General features: G+C 69.3%; 17 protein-coding genes. 6 read left to right on the top strand and 11 right to left on the bottom strand.

Annotated elements, in window-relative coordinates; translation table 11 throughout:
• Nucleotides 1-47: 47 nt before the first annotated feature.
• From rplI to rpsF, 4 genes are all read right to left on the bottom strand, one after another.
• Nucleotides 48-503: a 50S ribosomal protein L9 gene (gene rplI, locus QYS60_RS06865; RefSeq protein ID WP_003938622.1), complete on the bottom strand. Its 456-nt coding sequence runs from the start codon at nt 501-503 to the stop codon at nt 48-50.
• A gap of 19 nt (nt 504-522) precedes the next feature.
• Nucleotides 523-765 carry a 30S ribosomal protein S18 gene (gene rpsR, locus QYS60_RS06870; protein WP_003938621.1) on the bottom strand — a complete coding sequence of 81 codons (243 nt, stop codon included), beginning with the start codon at nt 763-765 and terminating at the stop codon, nt 523-525.
• Nucleotides 766-808: 43 nt separating this feature from the next.
• Nucleotides 809-1321 carry a single-stranded DNA-binding protein gene (locus QYS60_RS06875; protein ID WP_010596250.1) on the bottom strand — a complete coding sequence of 171 codons (513 nt, stop codon included), beginning with the start codon at nt 1319-1321 and terminating at the stop codon, nt 809-811.
• Between the two features lie 64 nt (nt 1322-1385).
• Nucleotides 1386-1673: a 30S ribosomal protein S6 gene (rpsF, locus tag QYS60_RS06880; RefSeq protein WP_003938619.1), complete on the bottom strand. Its 288-nt coding sequence runs from the start codon at nt 1671-1673 to the stop codon at nt 1386-1388.
• A 130-nt stretch (nt 1674-1803) separates the two neighbouring features.
• Between rpsF and QYS60_RS06885 the strand changes: the two genes are divergently transcribed.
• The 3 genes from QYS60_RS06885 (at nt 1804) to QYS60_RS06895 (ending at nt 4047) form a co-directional block, all read left to right on the top strand.
• Nucleotides 1804-3147 carry a glycosyltransferase 87 family protein gene (locus QYS60_RS06885; RefSeq protein WP_289378394.1) on the top strand — a complete coding sequence of 448 codons (1344 nt, stop codon included), beginning with the start codon at nt 1804-1806 and terminating at the stop codon, nt 3145-3147.
• Between the two features lie 124 nt (nt 3148-3271).
• Nucleotides 3272-3622 (top strand): CD225/dispanin family protein, encoded by a 351-nt coding sequence (locus QYS60_RS06890; RefSeq protein ID WP_003938617.1) that lies wholly within the window; start codon nt 3272-3274, stop codon nt 3620-3622.
• Nucleotides 3623-3633: 11 nt separating this feature from the next.
• Nucleotides 3634-4047, top strand: coding sequence for a DUF2752 domain-containing protein (locus tag QYS60_RS06895; RefSeq protein WP_289378396.1), 414 nt, complete (start codon nt 3634-3636; stop codon nt 4045-4047).
• Between the two features lie 84 nt (nt 4048-4131).
• Here the strand turns inward: QYS60_RS06895 and QYS60_RS06900 are convergent, their stop codons facing one another.
• The 3 genes from QYS60_RS06900 to QYS60_RS06910 all read right to left on the bottom strand — a co-directional run bounded on the left by QYS60_RS06900 (nt 4132) and on the right by QYS60_RS06910 (nt 9050).
• A complete protein-coding gene (locus QYS60_RS06900; protein ID WP_371382749.1) occupies nt 4132-5709 on the bottom strand; it encodes a glycosyltransferase family 87 protein in 1578 nt (525 codons plus the stop codon).
• A gap of 9 nt (nt 5710-5718) precedes the next feature.
• Nucleotides 5719-8151, bottom strand: a complete 2433-nt coding sequence (locus QYS60_RS06905; RefSeq protein ID WP_371382799.1) for a transglycosylase domain-containing protein — start codon at nt 8149-8151, stop codon at nt 5719-5721.
• A gap of 476 nt (nt 8152-8627) precedes the next feature.
• Nucleotides 8628-9050, bottom strand: a complete 423-nt coding sequence (locus QYS60_RS06910) for a DUF5318 domain-containing protein (protein ID WP_048771266.1) — start codon at nt 9048-9050, stop codon at nt 8628-8630.
• 325 nt (nt 9051-9375) lie between these two features.
• Here QYS60_RS06910 and QYS60_RS06915 point away from each other — a divergent pair, with 325 nt between their 5' ends.
• Both QYS60_RS06915 and QYS60_RS06920 read left to right on the top strand, forming a co-directional pair.
• Entirely contained in the window at nt 9376-9933 is a 558-nt protein-coding gene (locus tag QYS60_RS06915; protein WP_003934937.1) for a PadR family transcriptional regulator, read from the top strand.
• On the top strand, nt 9926-11014 hold the full coding sequence (locus tag QYS60_RS06920; RefSeq protein ID WP_003934938.1) for an inositol-3-phosphate synthase: 1089 nt from the start codon (nt 9926-9928) through the stop codon (nt 11012-11014). Before QYS60_RS06915 ends, QYS60_RS06920 begins: the two co-directional genes overlap by 8 nt.
• Before the next feature lie 122 nt (nt 11015-11136).
• Here QYS60_RS06920 and QYS60_RS06925 read toward each other — a convergent pair whose 3' ends face one another.
• From QYS60_RS06925 to QYS60_RS06935, 3 genes are read right to left on the bottom strand one after another with little or no spacing between them, the layout of a single operon-like run.
• A complete protein-coding gene (locus QYS60_RS06925) occupies nt 11137-11889 on the bottom strand; it encodes an SDR family oxidoreductase (RefSeq protein ID WP_289381461.1) in 753 nt (250 codons plus the stop codon).
• A complete protein-coding gene (locus QYS60_RS06930) occupies nt 11886-12956 on the bottom strand; it encodes a phosphotransferase family protein (protein WP_003934941.1) in 1071 nt (356 codons plus the stop codon). Before QYS60_RS06930 ends, QYS60_RS06925 begins: the two co-directional genes overlap by 4 nt.
• A complete protein-coding gene (locus tag QYS60_RS06935) occupies nt 12953-14203 on the bottom strand; it encodes an acyl-CoA dehydrogenase family protein (protein WP_371382750.1) in 1251 nt (416 codons plus the stop codon). The genes QYS60_RS06930 and QYS60_RS06935 overlap by 4 nt, the downstream gene beginning before the upstream one ends.
• An 82-nt stretch (nt 14204-14285) precedes the next feature.
• On the opposite strand from QYS60_RS06935, the gene QYS60_RS06940 reads away from it, so the two are divergent.
• Nucleotides 14286-14849 carry a TetR/AcrR family transcriptional regulator gene (locus QYS60_RS06940; RefSeq protein ID WP_371382751.1) on the top strand — a complete coding sequence of 188 codons (564 nt, stop codon included), beginning with the start codon at nt 14286-14288 and terminating at the stop codon, nt 14847-14849.
• Here QYS60_RS06940 and QYS60_RS06945 read toward each other — a convergent pair.
• Nucleotides 14827-15540, bottom strand: a complete 714-nt coding sequence (locus tag QYS60_RS06945; protein WP_371382752.1) for a class I SAM-dependent methyltransferase — start codon at nt 15538-15540, stop codon at nt 14827-14829. The genes QYS60_RS06940 and QYS60_RS06945 overlap by 23 nt on opposite strands.
• Nucleotides 15541-15599 lie beyond the last annotated feature (59 nt).

Below are 15599 nucleotides of genomic sequence, written 5' to 3' on the forward strand. Positions count from 1 at the left end.
GACGAAGAGCCCTGCACCAGGGGCGCAGGGCTCTTCGGGGACCGGAATCAGGCGGCCACGACGTTCAGATCGAACTTCGCGGTCACGTCCGGGTGCAGCTTCACGATCACCGTGTGCTTGCCGGTCGACTTGATGTGCGCCTTGGGCAGCTCGATGATGCGCTTGTCGACGACGGGGCCGCCGGCGGCCTTGACGGCACCGGCAACGTCCGCTGCGGTAACCGAGCCGAACAGCTTGCCCGAGTCGCCGGCGGTCTTCACAGCCAGGGTGACGTTCTCGAGACCCTCGATCGCGGCCTTGAGCTCCTTGGCGTGATCGAGACCGCGCACCGCACGAGCCTCCTGGGCCCGGCGGATGCCCTCGACCTGCTTCTGGGCACCACGGGTGGCGACGATCGCCAGGCCGCGGGGCAGCAGGTAGTTGCGGCCGTAGCCGTCCTTGACCTCGACGGTGTCGCCAGGCGCACCGAGGTTGTCCACGTCGGCAGTGAGAATGAGCTTCATCGTGTGTCCCTCCCTTTCCTTAGCGAGCCGTCGAGACGTAAGGAAGCAGGGCCACCTCACGCGAGTTCTTCACAGCGATGGCAACGTCACGCTGGTGCTGCACGCAGTTGCCCGTGACACGACGGGCGCGGATCTTGCCGCGGTCGCTGACGTACTTGCGCAGCAACGTCGTGTCCTTGTAGTCGATCTGCACGTTCTTTTCCTTGCAGAAGGTGCAGACCTTCTTCTTCAAAACCTTTTCGCGCGCGGGCGCCTTAGGCATGGTCTTTCTCCGTACTTTCCGAATGTTCCGATCGAAGGTCGGATCAGAACGGGGGCTCGTCGTCCCCGCCGAAGGAGCCCGCCGCCGGAGCGCTGCCCCACGGGTCGTCCCCGCCGGTGCTCGCGCCCGCACGGGCCCCGCCCGATCCTCCGGAGGAACCACCGAAGCCGCCCCCGCCACCGCCTCCGCCACGGCTGGCCTTGTTGACCTTGGCCGTCGCGTAGCGGAGCGAGGGGCCGATCTCGTCGACCTCGAGCTCCACGACAGTGCGCTTCTCGCCTTCACGCGTCTCGTAGCTGCGCTGCTTGAGCCGGCCCTGCACGATGACGCGCGAGCCACGGGTCAAGCTCTCGGCCACGTTCTCCGCTGCCTCACGCCAGATGTTGCAGCGCAGGAACAGCGCCTCGCCGTCTTTCCACTCGTTGGACTGACGGTCGAAGATGCGGGGCGTGGACGCGACGGTGAAGTTCGCGACCGCGGCCCCCGCCGGGGTGAAACGCAGCTCGGGATCAGCCGTCAGATTGCCGATGACGGTGATGACGGTGTCGCCTGCCATGTGGTTCCTCCTGCTGTGTGTGGAGTCCTGATGCGCCCGAGCCTACGGCCGGACGCCGACAGACTCACTTGCCGTGGCGCAGAACCTTGGTGCGGAGCACCGACTCGTTCAGGCCGAGCTGGCGATCCAGCTCTGCGACAGTGGCGGGCGTAGCGCTGATGTCGATCACCGCGTAGATGCCTTCGCTGTGCTTGGCGATCTCGTACGCGAGACGACGCTTACCCCACACGTCGACCTTGTCGATCTTGCCGCCGTCCTGGCGAACGACGTTGAGGAACGTATCCAGCGACGGGGCGACAGTGCGCTCGTCCAGGCTGGGGTCGAGAATGACCATCAGTTCGTAATGACGCATAAGACCTCATCACCTCCTATGGACTATGGGCGGTCACGGACGGTCCGTGACAGGAGGGTCGTTGCGTCAGCAACCCATGCAGGCTACACGACGCGCCCTTGACCAGCGAAATTGACCTAGGGTGAAGAACATGCGCACGAGTTCCCGGACGCCCGCGCTCGTCGCCGTCGCGACGTGCGCGCTCGCCATGTGGCTCGGCTACCTGAACAAGGCCCGCTGTGCCGGGCCGCCGTTCGACCCGCAGGGCCGCAGCGTGCGGTTCGACGCGGTCAAGGACGCCACGGTCTGCTATTCCGACATCCAGCAGTTGTGGATCGGGCGCGGCATCAACCTGCATCTGTTCCCGTTCCTCGACGGCGGGATCACCCGCGACGGCGTGCTCACCGGCGGCACCGTCGAGTACCCGGTGCTCAGCGGCATCCTCATGTGGGCCGGGGCCCTGCGCGCCCACACCGACGCCGAGTTCCTCCTGCACTCCGCGCTGCTGCTGGCCCCGTTCGGCCTGCTCGTCGCGTGGCTCCTCGGCCGGCTGGCCGGATGGGCCGCGCTGCTCTGGTCGGTCACGCCACCGCTGGTGCTGTACGGCTTCCTCAACTGGGACCTGCCCGTCGTTGCGACCACCGTCGGGGCCGTCGCCGTGCTCGGGGTGCGACGCTGGTCCCTGCGCACCCGTGCGGTGGCCGCGGCCGTCCTGCTCGCGATCGGGTTCTGCCTCAAGGTGTATCCCGGCATCTTCGTCCTGCCGCTGATCGCGTACGTCCTCACCGGCGGGGACGAACCGCGACCCCGGCGCGACGTGCGCGGCGCGGTGACGGTGGGCGCCGCAGCGGCGGCCACGGTGATCGCCGTGAACCTGCCGTTCGCGCTGCTCGGGTATCCGGGGTGGCGGGCATCGTTCGAGTTCCAGGGCAACCGTGCGGCCGATGCCACGAGCAACTCGATCTGGTACTGGGGGCTGCGGCCGCTGGTCGGCGGCTACCAGGACACCGAGGTCACGGCCGAGTACAACGACATCGTCTCCGTCGTCTCGCCGTTGTCGATCTGCGCCGCCTTCGCGCTGGCGCTGTGGCTGGGGTGGCGGCGGTACCGCCGCGACGGCAGCTACCCGTGGGTCGCGGTCGGCGCCGCGATGCTGTGCGGATTCCTGCTGCTGCACAAGGTGCATTCGCCGCAGTACACCCTGTGGCTGCTGCCGTTCCTGGTGCTGTTGCGGGTGCGCTGGCCGCTGATCGTCTCGTACCTCACCGTGGACCTCGCCATCGGGATCGGGGTGTTCCTGTGGTTCGACGCGACCATGACCCACAGCGACACCACGATCCCGCTGCTGCTCACCCTCGTCGGGGTGTGGGGCCGGGCCGCGTTGCTCGTCGTGCTGTTCTTCGTGTTCGCGGGCGCGCCGCTGCGCCGGCCCGGCCCGACCCCACCCGACGAGGAGCAACCCCGGATGCCGGCGATGAGCGGGGAGCGCCGCTGAACACGTCCCCGGCCGGGCAGCCGGCGCGGTCGTCGTGGGTGCGGCAGCACCGAGGCTGGTCTACCCTTCCGCGCGGGGGGACTCGGAACAGGCCGGGATCCCGACGGGGTGATCGAGGACGAAGATGAGTGACTATCCGCAGTACCCGCCGAACAATCCGGGCGGGTATCCCCCGCCGGGCGGTTACGGGTACTACCCGGGGCCGCAGTTCGGGCCACCGCCCGACAACAACCTGGTGTGGGGCATTCTCACGACGATCCTGTGCTGCCTGCCGCTCGGTGTCGTCTCGATCATCAAGGCGAGCCAGGTCAATTCTCTCTGGGCGCAGGGTCAGTTCGATGCCGCGCGCCGATCGGCCGACGACGCGAAGAAGTGGGCGATCTGGTCGGTGGTGGCAAGCGTCGCGGTATGGGCGGTGATCGTCGTCTTCTACATCGTCGTCATCGCCGCGGCGGTCTCGTCGTCGAGTTACTGAGGCAGCCGGCCGTGCAGACGCTCACCGCCCGGCTCGCCGCTCCCGTCGGGGTGGCGGCCGTGTCGGTGTGCGTGTGCGCGGCCGTCGCATGGGCGGATCCGACGACGCCGGGCGGCCCGATTCCGCCGTGCCCGACCCGCGCGCTGTTCGGCATCTGGTGCCCCGGGTGCGGCTCGTCGCGAATGCTGTATTCGATGTTGCACCTCGATGTTCCGGCAGCGCTGCGCTACAACGCCCTCGGTGTGGTCGCGGTGCTCCTGCTGGGGTGGTCGTTCGTCGTGTGGACGGCCGGCCGGGTCCGTGGCCGAGGGATCGCCCAGTGGTACCAGTGGCGGTGGGCGCCGCAGATCGTGCTGTGGGCGGTGCTGGGCTGGTTCGTCGTCCGCAATCTCCCCGTCGCGCCCTTCGACGCGCTGCGCGTGTAGCGTACGGACGCGCGCCCGCGCGCGGAAGTTCCTCCTGCGCATGTTCTTACGCGCGCGGGAAACACCTTTGCGCGCGGCTCTCAACTACGGCGCGGCGCTCGACGCGGGTGTTCGTGGATCGGACGATTCGGGGGGCGATTTCCGCCGGGCGCCGGGCCGGAGCCGCTCCGGTATCCACCGCGGGGGAGCGTCGGGGGCGTGGTCGAGCACACCACCGACGGGATCGTCGACGAATCCGTAGCGCACGAGATCTTCGGCCGGACGGAGAATTTGCCGGACGACGAGCGCGCACAGCGCCACGACCGCGAGGTCGCGCAGCAGCACGGTCGTCGTGAACCACTGCTCGGGCAGACCCTTGTTCTCGGCACCGAGATAGAAGTACATGCGCGGCACCCAGACGAGGGCGTCGATCGTCATCCACGCCAGCAGGATCCGCCGGTGCGGCAGAGCCAGTACGGCCAGCGGCACCAGCCACAGCGAGTACTGGGGACTCCACACCTTGTTGGTGAGCAGGAACGCGGCGACCACCAGGAAGCACAACTGGGTGAGGCGGGGGCGGCGTGGAGCCGTCCACGCGAGCCACGCGATGCCGGCGCAGGCCACGGCGAACAACAACAGCGACACCGAGTTCAGTGTGGAGGTGTCCCAGCCGGACCACCCGGTCAGTGACCGCGCGACGTTGTAGATCGAATCGGGGTCCGCACCGCGTTCGGTGTTGAGCCGGAAGAACTCGGCCCAGCCGCGTGGGTAGAGGATCATGATCGGCAGGTTCACGGCGAGCCAGGCAGCCGCCGCGGCACCGGCCGCCTGTCCCAGCGCCCGCAGCTTCCCGGTGCGCAGGCACAGCAGCAGCAGCGGACCGAACAGCAGCAACGGGTACAGCTTGGTGGCGGCACCGAGTCCGAGCAGCACCCCGGCGAGCACCGGCCGCCGCCGTGCCCAGGCCAGCAGCCCACCGGCCGCGAAGGCGGTGGCGAGGGCGTCGAAGTTGGTGAAGGCGTGCACGACGACCAGCGGGGAGGCGGCGACGAGCGCCGCGTCCCAGATTCGCCGGCCGGCGGAGAGCGCGGTGGCCCACACGGTGACGAGCCAGGCCGCGGCGAGACCGACGGCGACGATGTCGAAGTAGATCGCCACCTGCAGGCCGCCCGGAAGCCACGACGCGGCGTCCCAGGCCTTCGCGGCCCGCATCGAGACGTACTGGTAGAGGCCGGCGAGGACCGGATACTCCATGTACCGGACCTGGGTCTGCCCGTCCGGCCCGGGTTCCTCCCACGACGTCTTGTACGGGAAGGCGCCGGCACTGAGACGTTCGGCGCCGTAGAGCGGCACGACGTCGGAGTAGCACATGGCGACGTACTGCCGGTTGCCGCTCCAGTCCAGCCCGAGCACGCCGTTCTCACCCACCGGCCCCTGCTGGATGCAGGCCGCCTTGGTGAACCAGCCGAGAGCGAGGAACACCACCGCCAGGAGCAGCAGCGCGCGCAGCGGCGTGAAGAACCGGGTGCGACCGAGCAGCGCGTACCGCCCGACGGGGCCGCCGATGGCGGTGGACAGACGCGACACCGTCGGGTCGGTCCATCCGGGTGCGTCGCGCCAGTCCGCGGAGCGGCGGTCGGCGACGAGCGGACCCGGCGACGCGAGCTCTCTCTTCTCGGTCACCCCGCGAGGCTACCCGCCGGGTGTGGCGCCGACGGGGTCCTCCTGGAAGCGGCTGTTGCCGGACTGCTCGTCTCCGCCGGCGCCGGTCGACTCGTCCTGCGTCCCGAAGCCCGGCGTGTCCTCCTCCGTGGTGGGGGCCGGGGTGGGCACCTGCCGGGTGGTGGTCTGCGGCGCCACGCCCGGCATGGGGATGGTCACGCCCGGGAGGATCTCGACGTTGCGGGTCGTGATCTCCGGCGGCGTGGGCAGCTCCGGCGTCGTCCGCTCGGTCGTCGTCGGGGTCTGCGTCGTGGTCCTCGGCGGCGCGGGCGCCGAGTACGCCGGCACACCGGCCTGTCCGGCGATCGGTTCGGGAGTGGGGAACTTCTCGACGTCGGTGCCTTGGAGGGCACCGTCCATCGTGTCCTTCCAGATGTCCGACGGCAGGCCGGACCCATAGATCATGCCGCCCCAGCTGTTCTCCAGGGGCAGGCCCTGTTCGGTGCCGACCCACACGGCCGTCGACAGCGACGGCGTGTAACCCACCATCCAGGCGTCCTTGTTCGAGCCGGTGTCGCCGAGCTGCGCGGTGCCGGTCTTGGCGGCGGACGGGCGGCCGCCGGCGAGGGCGTGTCCGTTGGAGTACGCGGCGATCGGCATCATCGCGGCGGTGGTGTTGTCGGCGACGGCCTCGTCGACCCGCTGTTCCCCGGCCGGGGTGCCGCGGTCGAGCAGCACGGTGCCGTCGGCGGTGACGACCTTCTGCACGAAGTAGGGCTCGTGGTAGGTGCCGGACGCGGCGAGCGTCGCGTACGCCGACGCCATGTCGATCACGCGGGACTGGTACTGGCCGAGCACGATGCCGTAGTTGGGGCCGACGCCACCCGGCTCGGTGAGGGTCTCGCCGACGCCGGGGATCTCCTCGGGGATGCCGAGCTGGTGCGCCATGTCGGCGATGGCCTGCGGGCCGTTGTCCATCTCGAGCATCATCCGGTAGAAGCTGGTGTTGAGCGACCGCTTCAGCGCCTCGGCGATGGTGCAGGTGCCGCAGTTCTCGCCCTCGACGTTGCCGATCGAGATGCCGTTGACGGTGAGCGGGCCGCTGTCGTACATCGCGGACAGCGGGTTGCCCTGGTCGAGGTTGGCGGCCAGGCCGAACACCTTGAACGACGAACCGGTCTGCAGACCGGACTGGGCGAAGTCGAAGCCACCGCCGTTGTCGCCGCCGTAGTAGGCGCGGACGGCGCCGCTGCGCGGGTCGACGGACACGACGGCGGTGCGCAGCTCCTCCGGCTCGCCCTCCATGTTCGTGCGGACCGCGTCGAGCGCGGCCTCCTGCGCCTGCGGGTCGATCGTGGTGGTGATCTGGAGTCCCTCGGTGTTCAGCAGGTTCTCGTCGATGCCTTCTTCGGAGAGCTCCCGGAGCACCTGGTTGCGTAGCAGGCCCTCCGGTCCGTTGGACTGTCCACCGTTGTCGACCTCGGCCAGCGGCACGTACCGCGGATACTGCATCGACGCCCGGTCGGCCTCGTCGAGGGTGCCGGCGGTCACCATCCCGTCGAGGACGTAGTTCCAGCGCGCCTGGGCGCCCTCGGGGTTGGTCTCCGGATCCAGCAGCGACGGCAGCTGGATGGAGGAGGCGAGCACGGCACCCTCCTCGACGGTGAGCTCGCCGACGGGCTTGCCGAAGTACGCCGTGGAGGCAGCAGCGATACCGTACGCGCCGCGCCCGAAGTAGATGGTGTTCAGGTAGGCGGCGAGGATGTCGTCCTTGGACCACTGGTTGGCCATCTTGGACGCGAGGACGAGTTCCTTCATCTTGCGGGTCAAGGTGCGCTCGGAGCCCACCAGCGCCGTCTTCACGTACTGCTGGGTGATGGTCGAGCCACCGCCGGCGCTCTCCCGGCCGAGGATGTTGTCGCGGGCCGCGCGGGCGAAGCCGCTGACCGAGAATCCGGGGTTGCTGTAGAAGTCGCGGTCCTCGGCGGCGAGCACGGCGTTGCGCACGTGCTCGGGGATCTCGTCGAGGCGCACCTCGGTGCGGTTGCCCTCGGGGGGCACCACCTTGGTGATGACGGTCGAGCCGTCGGAAGCGAAGACGGTGGCGACCTGATTGGTCTTCAGGTCACCGGGACGCGGCACCTCCTGGACGACGTAGGCCAGCATGAACGCGAGGATCGGCAGTACCAGGGCCAGGGCCACGGCTACGTAGCCGACGCGCCGCACGGTGCGCCAGCGTGTCGACTTGGGTTCGCCCGGACCACGCGGCGGCTCGTCACCCCCGCCACGTGCGGTCGGGGGCGGGGTCGGCGGGCGCCCGCCGGGGGGCGCGCCGGCGGGCCGGTCGGGCGGCTGCTGAGGGTTGCGGTTCTGCACCGGCGGCCGGTTCTGCGGTGGAAGCTGCCGGGTCCGGTCGGCCGGCGGTTGCTGCGGTCGCGGCCCGCGAGCGTCCGGCGACGGCATCCCTGCGCCCCCGTACTGCTGCGGGGGACGTTGCTGCGGCGGATACGGCTGGGGCCGCGGGCCGCCCTGCTGGGGGCGCGGCGGCTGCGGCGGGTACGGGCGTCCCTGCGGCGGGGGCATCCGCCGGTCGGCGGGCGGCGGCCCGCCGGGACCACGCTGCGGTGGGGGACCCCCCACAGGTCCCGGTCGCCGCGGCGGCGGGGGACCTGCCGGTCCGTTCCCGTGCGGCGGCATCGGCCGTTCGCCCTGCGGGTCGTTGTGGGGGGAACTCACGTACTCATCTCCAACCGGTAGCGCGGACGCGCGGCACGCGTCCTCGTTTCACGTCTGCAGACTTCGGTCTCGTCGGGCAGCGCGCGTTCGGGCAGTGCAGTGTTCGGGCAGTGCAGTGTTCGGGCAGTGCAGTGTTCGGGCAGTGCGGGGTCACCCGGGGACTTCACCGGGGACGGGGCGGTTCAGCAGGGGTCGCGCACGGCTCACTCGCTCGCGGTGCGGCGGCTCTGGCCGGTCGACCTGCGGCGGGGCCGCTTCGGCGCGGGCTCCGCCCCCAGGACATAGGACTGGACGAGGTGGTTCCAGCTGCACGTGCGGCACACCTCGACCACGTGGACGGAGAACTCCTCCTGGCTGGCGGCCAGGCGGACCAGTTCCTCCGCGGTACGGGCCGACCCGGACACCGGGCCGAGCTTGTCGCCGAACACCCACGACACGAGTGTCAGCTGCTCCTTGCGGCAGATCGGGCAGACCACGTCACTGCCCCGACCGTGGAACTTGGCGGCGCGGAGCAGGTAGGGGCTGGCGTCGCACACCTCCGAGACGCCGGTCCGCCCCGAGTAGACCTGAGCGAGCAGCGACCTGCGCTGCAGCGCGTAGTCCACCACCTGCCGCTGTATCCGCACGGGTCCAGAGTACGTGCGGACGGCACGCGGGTGGGCGGGGTGTGGGCCGCGTGACTGTGCGACACGCACATATCGGACGTTCCAGGCTGCCCGGGTGGTGAGCCGACACACGCCTCGAACGCGGGCACACGACACCGACCGGGCGCAAGCCTGCGGTCGTCTCGACACCGCCTACGCGGGACGGCCAGCTCGACTTCGAACCCTGACATTCTTACCGATACCCGTTGTCACATAAACTTCTGTCAGTTATCGTCCTATATATCGGTGCGATATAATCGGTGATCGCATCACTCGGATAGTTCGACGACACGGTGGAGGAGGCCTCTTGCTCGAGCTGGCAATTCTCGGGCTGCTCCTCGAGTCGCCCATGCACGGCTACGAGCTCCGCAAACGACTGACCGGGCTGCTCGGCGCGTTCCGCGCCTTCTCCTACGGTTCCCTCTATCCGACGCTGCGACGGATGCAGGCCGACGGACTCATCGAGGAGGACTCGGGACCACCCGGCACCGTCAAGCGACGAGCCCGTCGCGTGTACCAGCTCACCCCGGAGGGCCGCAAGCGCTTCTCCGAGCTGGTGGCCGACACCGGTCCGCAGAACTACACCGACGACGGTTTCGGCGTGCACCTCGCCTTCTTCAGCCGCACCCCCGCCGAGGCGCGGATGCGGATCCTCGAGGGCAGGCGCCGCCAGGTCGAGGAGCGCAGGGAAGGGCTCCGCGACGCAATCGGACGGGCCAGCGGGACGTTGGATCGCTACACCCGTCAGCTTCATCAGCTCGGCCTCGAGTCCAGTGAGCGCGAGGTCCGCTGGCTCAACGAACTGATCGCCGCCGAGCAGTCGACAGCACAACGCAACAAAGAAGGAGAACCCGACCATGGGTGAGAACAGCACCTCGGTGCGCGTGGCCATTGTAGGCGTGGGGAACTGTGCCTCGTCCCTGGTCCAGGGCGTCGAGTACTACAAGGACGCGGAAGCGAACACCACCGTTCCCGGCCTGATGCACGTCGAGTTCGGCTCGTACCACGTGCGCGACGTCCAGTTCGTCGCCGCGTTCGACGTGGACGCGAAGAAGGTCGGCTTCGACCTCTCCGAGGCGATCTTCGCCAGCGAGAACAACACCATCAAGATCGCCGACGTTCCGCCGAGCGGCGTCACCGTCCAGCGTGGCCACACCCTCGACGGCATCGGCAAGTACTACGCCGAGACCATCGAGCTCTCCGAGGCCGAGCCCGTGGACGTCGTCCAGGCGCTGAAGGACGCGGAGGTCGACGTGCTCGTGTCCTACCTCCCCGTCGGGTCCGAAGAGGCCGACAAGTTCTACGCCCAGTGCTGCATCGACGCCGGTGTCGCGTTCGTCAACGCGCTGCCCGTGTTCATCGCCTCCGACCCGGAGTGGGCCGCCAAGTTCACCGAGGCCGGCGTCCCGATCGTCGGCGACGACATCAAGTCGCAGGTCGGCGCCACCATCACCCACCGCGTGATGGCGAAGCTGTTCGAGGACCGCGGCGTGCAGCTCGACCGCACCATGCAGCTCAACGTCGGCGGCAACATGGACTTCAAGAACATGCTCGAGCGTGAGCGCCTCGAGTCGAAGAAGATCTCCAAGACCCAGGCCGTCACCTCCAACCTCAAGAAGGAGATGGGCGCCAACGACGTCCACATCGGCCCGTCCGATCACGTCGGCTGGCTCGACGACCGCAAGTGGGCGTACGTCCGCCTCGAGGGCCGCGCCTTCGGCGACGTGCCGCTGAACCTCGAGTACAAGCTCGAGGTGTGGGACTCGCCCAACTCCGCCGGCATCATCATCGACGCGATCCGCGCCGCGAAGATCGCCAAGGACCGCGGCATCGGCGGCCCCGTCCTGCCGGCGTCCGCCTACCTGATGAAGTCCCCGCCGGTCCAGATGGCCGACGACAAGGCCCGCGCCGAGCTCGAGGCCTTCATCATCGGCGCCGACGCCTGATCCGTAGCGTCACAACACCCCTCGCGGGTGGTAGTGGTAGTAACGGTGGTGGTGGTGGGCGAATGTCACATCGCGTCGATTCGATCGACCGAATGTGACATTCGGCCACACACGCGGCGTCGTCAGACCATCCGGCTGACGACGGACAGCGGCAGTACCTTCATCGCGTAGGCGATCGGTGTCCACGGCCAGGCCGGGACGTACGCCTTGTGCGGTTCCTTCTCGATCGCGGCCGCCAGTGCGCGGCAACCGGTCTCGGTGTCGACGATGAAGGGCACGTTCTTCACTTTCTCGTTGATCTCCGAGCGGATGAACCCCGGGAAGATCGTGCTCACCCGGATGCCCGTGCGCGCCAGGTCCGCACGCATTCCCTCCCCGAGCGCTGCGACGGCAGCCTTCGACGCCGCGTACGTCGTGAGATTGCGCGGCATCCCGCGCACCGCACTCACCGACGAGATCAGCACCACGTGACCGGCATTGCGGGGGCGCATGAGTTCGAGGGCCGCCTCGCTCTGCGCCAGCGCACCGAGGAAATTGGTGTTTGCCGTCTGCGCATTGGCACGGAAGTAGCCCGTGCCCAAGGGCTGCCCCTTGCCCAGGCCCGCATTGACGACGACGCGGTCGAGGCCGCCGAGCTCGTCGTCGAACTCCCGGAAGACGGTGAACACGTCCTCGTGCCGGTCGACGTCGAGCCGCCGCACCGCGACGGTGATGCCCGGATGCTGCGCGAGCAGTTCGTCGCGCAACTCCTCGAGCCGCTCGGTCCGTCGCGCCGCGAGGGCGAGGTTGCGCCCCCGCGCGGCGAACTCGCGGGCCATGCCGGCGCCGAGGCCCGAGCTCGCCCCGGTGATGAGGATGTTCTGCCGCGTGCTCATGCTCGTCCCGCCTCGATGTCGTCGATCAGCTTGTTGCACCGCGAGTCCAGATAGCCCACGATCACCCAGAAGTCCTTGAATGCCGGGTTGGTGGTCTGCCCGTGGTGGTAGCGGTAGTAGATCTGCTGCGCGATCACCGCCAGCCGGAACAGGCCGAAGACCTCGTAGAAGCCCCAGTTGTCCACGGCCAGACCGGTCTTGCTCGAGTAGTAGTCGACGATCTCGCGTCGGGTGAGCATGCCCGGCAGGTCCGACGGCTGCCGCTTGGTGGCGAGCAGCATCGGATCGTCGTCGGCCTGCACCCAGTAGGCGAGGGAGGAACCGAGGTCCATCAGCGGATCGCCGACGGTGGCCAGTTCCCAGTCCAGCACCGCGACGGGCTGCAGCGGGTCGTTCTCGTCGAGCACTACGTTGTCGAGCCGGAAGTCGCCGTGGATGACGGCCGAGGCCACGTCGGCGGGCTGGGTGTCGTTCAGCCACTTCGTGACCCGGGCGAAGTCCGGAACGTTCTCGGTGCGCGCCTTCTCGAAGCGCGCAGTCCAGCCCGACACCTGGCGCGCGACGTATCCGGAGCCGCGGCTGAATTCGCTCAGCCCCGTGGCCGCGGGATCGACGCCGTGCAGCTCGACGAGCAGGTCGACGATCCGCAGGCACAGGGTGCGGGTGCGCTCGGGGGTCAGGTCGAGTTCGGCCGGGGGGTTCGCCCGCAGGATCGTCCCCGGTACCCGTTCCATCACGTAGAAGTCGCTGCCGAGCACGCTGTGGTCGGTGCACAGGCCCACCATGCGCGGCACGTACCGGTAGGCGGGCGCGAGGAGCGACTGGATGCGGTACTCGCGGACCATGTCGTGACCGGAGGACGGCTTGGCCCCCACCGGCGGCCGGCGCAGCACGAGGTCCCGGTCAGGGTAACGCAGCAGGTATGTGAGATTCGATGCGCCACCGGAGAACTGGTGCACCTCCGGGAGTCCGGTGATGCCGGCGTGCTCGCCGAGCCAGGCCGCGACGGCCGCGACGTCGAACGCGTCCTCGTCGCGGACGGCGCGGGCGTTGTCGGGAATTGTCACTTGCGACCCTCCGGGTTGGTGTACTTGCCGAGTTCGAAGCGCGCCACCAGCCCCTGGTGCACCTCGTCGGGACCGTCGGCCAGGCGCAGTGCCCGCGCGGCCGTCCAGGCACCGGCGAGCGGGAAATCGTCCGAAAGTCCGGCGCCGCCGTGGATCTGGATGGCGAAGTCGACCACCTGCTGCACGACGCGCGGGGTGGCGACCTTGATCTCGGAGACGGCGGAGCGCGCGCCGGCCAGGCCCTGGGTGTCGAGCAGCCAGGCGGTGTGCAGCACGAGCAGCCGCAGCTGGTTGATCGCGATGCGGGCGTCGGCGATGCGTTCGCGGTTGCCGCCGAGGTTGACCAGGGGCTTGCCGAACGCGACGCGGTCGAGACCGCGCCGGCAGGCGAGTTCGAGGGCGTGTTCGGCGAGCCCGATCAGGCGCATGCAGTGGTGGACGCGGCCGGGACCGAGCCGGCCCTGGGCGATTTCGAATCCGCGGCCGGGTCCGGCGATGATCGCGTCGAGCGGCAGGCGCACGTCGGTGAACGACACCTCGCCGTGGCCGCCGGGCTCGTCGTAGAAGCCCATCGTGGACAGCATCCGTTCGACCTTCACCCCCGGGGTGTCGATCGGCACCAGCACCATCGAGTGCTGCTGATGCTTGGGCGCCTGGGGATCGGTGAGACCCATGAAGATCAGGATCTTGCAGTCGGGGCTGCCGATGCCCGTGCTCCACCACTTACGTCCGTTGAGCACCACCTCGTCGCCCTCGACGACGGCGGTGGCGGCCATGTTCGTCGCATCGGAGGAGGCGACACCGGGTTCGGTCATGCAGAACGCCGAGCGGATCTCGCCGTCGAGCAGGGGGCGCAGCCAGCGTTCCTTCTGTTCGGGGCTGCCGTAGTGGTACAGCACCTCCATGTTGCCGGTGTCCGGGGCGTCGCAGTTGAAGATCGACGACCGGAACGGGGAGCGGCCCATCTCCTCCGCGAGAGAGGCGTACTCGACGTTCGTCAGTCCCGCTCCGAGGTCGGCGTCGGGGAGGAAGAGGTTCCACAGGCCCTGGGCGCGGGCCTTGCGCTGCAGTTCGCGGAACTCCTCGGGTACCGACCACGTCGCGTCACCCGAGGAGTCGCCGCGTGCCGCGAAGGTGGCGACCCGTTCGCGCCGCAGCTTTTCCTCCACGGGCACCACCTCGGTGGCGACGAAGTGGCGCAAGCGCTCGAGGTAGTCGCGCGAGCGTTCCGACTGACCGAAATCCATGAGGCCTCCGTAGCTCTAACTGAGCAATGCTTAGTTAGACTAGCCGGGCGCGCAGCACACCATCAAGAGGGAGGGACCACCCGTGAGCACCGAGAAGCGGCGGCGCCTTCCTCCGGAGGAACGCAAACGCCAGCTCGTCGCCATCGGCCTGCAGGAGCTCGCCACCCGCCCGATTCACGCCCTGTCCGTCGACCGGGTCGCCGAGATCGCCGGCATCTCCCGCGGCCTGCTGTTCCGCTACTTCCCCACCAAGCAGGACTACTACGTCGCGGTGGTCGCCGCCGCGGCGCGGCGCCTGCTGCGGGCCGCCGTCCCCGATCCCGACGACGCCGACCCGCTGCGCGCCGTCGTGCAGCCGTTCGTGGCGTTCATCGATCGGCACGGCCGGCACTATCAGGCGTTCTTCCACGGTGGATTCGGCACCGATCCGCAGATCCGGGCCATCCACGAGAACATGCGGAACACGATGGTCGAACGCACCGTCGCGGCGATCGGTATCGAGCCGACCCCGATGACGCGGATACGGATCCGGGGGTGGTGGTCGCTGGTCGAGTCCATGGCGATCGACCGGCTCGACGAGCCGTCCGTGACGGTCGGCGACGTCGTCGACCACGCCGTGCGGCTCATCCGCGAGGAGCGGGCTTGACGGCGATCAGACAGCCGGTCGACGGCCTGATCCGATGGAAGACCGGCTCGCCGAATCCGGTACTGCGCAGAGCGCCGGCGTAGCGACGGACGTCGACGGCGGCGATCGGGTCGCGGGCCACGTCCGAGGCGTCGGCCCCGCCGTGCCGGTGCCCCATCGCACGGGCCAGCACCCGCACCGCGAACGGGCGGACCCGGTCGGTGGGGAACATGTCCGCGAGCAGCAACCGGCCGCCGGGGCGGAGTACACGGAAGAACTGGGCCAGCGCGTGGTCGCGCCGATCCTCGGGAATGTGGTGCATCGAGAACGTCGCGGTCACCGCGTCGAACGACTCGTCCGGATCGTCGAGGTCCTGCGCCGTCCCGACGCGGAACTCGCACTGCGGCACGGTCCCCGCCCGGGCGGTCGCATGATCGATCATCGGCCGTGACGGGTCCACGCCCACCACACGGCCCGTGGGACCGACCCGCGCCGCCAGCACCCGGGCGAAATCACCTGGTCCGCAACCGATGTCGAGGACTCGCTGGCCGAGCTGCAGGTCGAGCAGGTCCGCCGCCGCGGCGTCGACCCGCGAACGTCGACCGGCGAAGAAGACCGCGTTGAACGCGGCGTACCCGCGGACCCGGGTGATCAGCACCCCCGGCGCATCGTCGTGTACTTCGGGCCGTTGCCGGAATTCGTTGTGTGTCATGGCTCCATGGTGGAGGCGACGGTGGCACGGCACCAGGAGCGAAACCCCGGAAAGCGTCC

The sequence above is a fragment of the Rhodococcus sp. GXMU-t2271 genome, from assembly GCF_041414735.1.
Lineage (GTDB): Bacteria > Actinomycetota > Actinomycetes > Mycobacteriales > Mycobacteriaceae > Rhodococcus > Rhodococcus indonesiensis.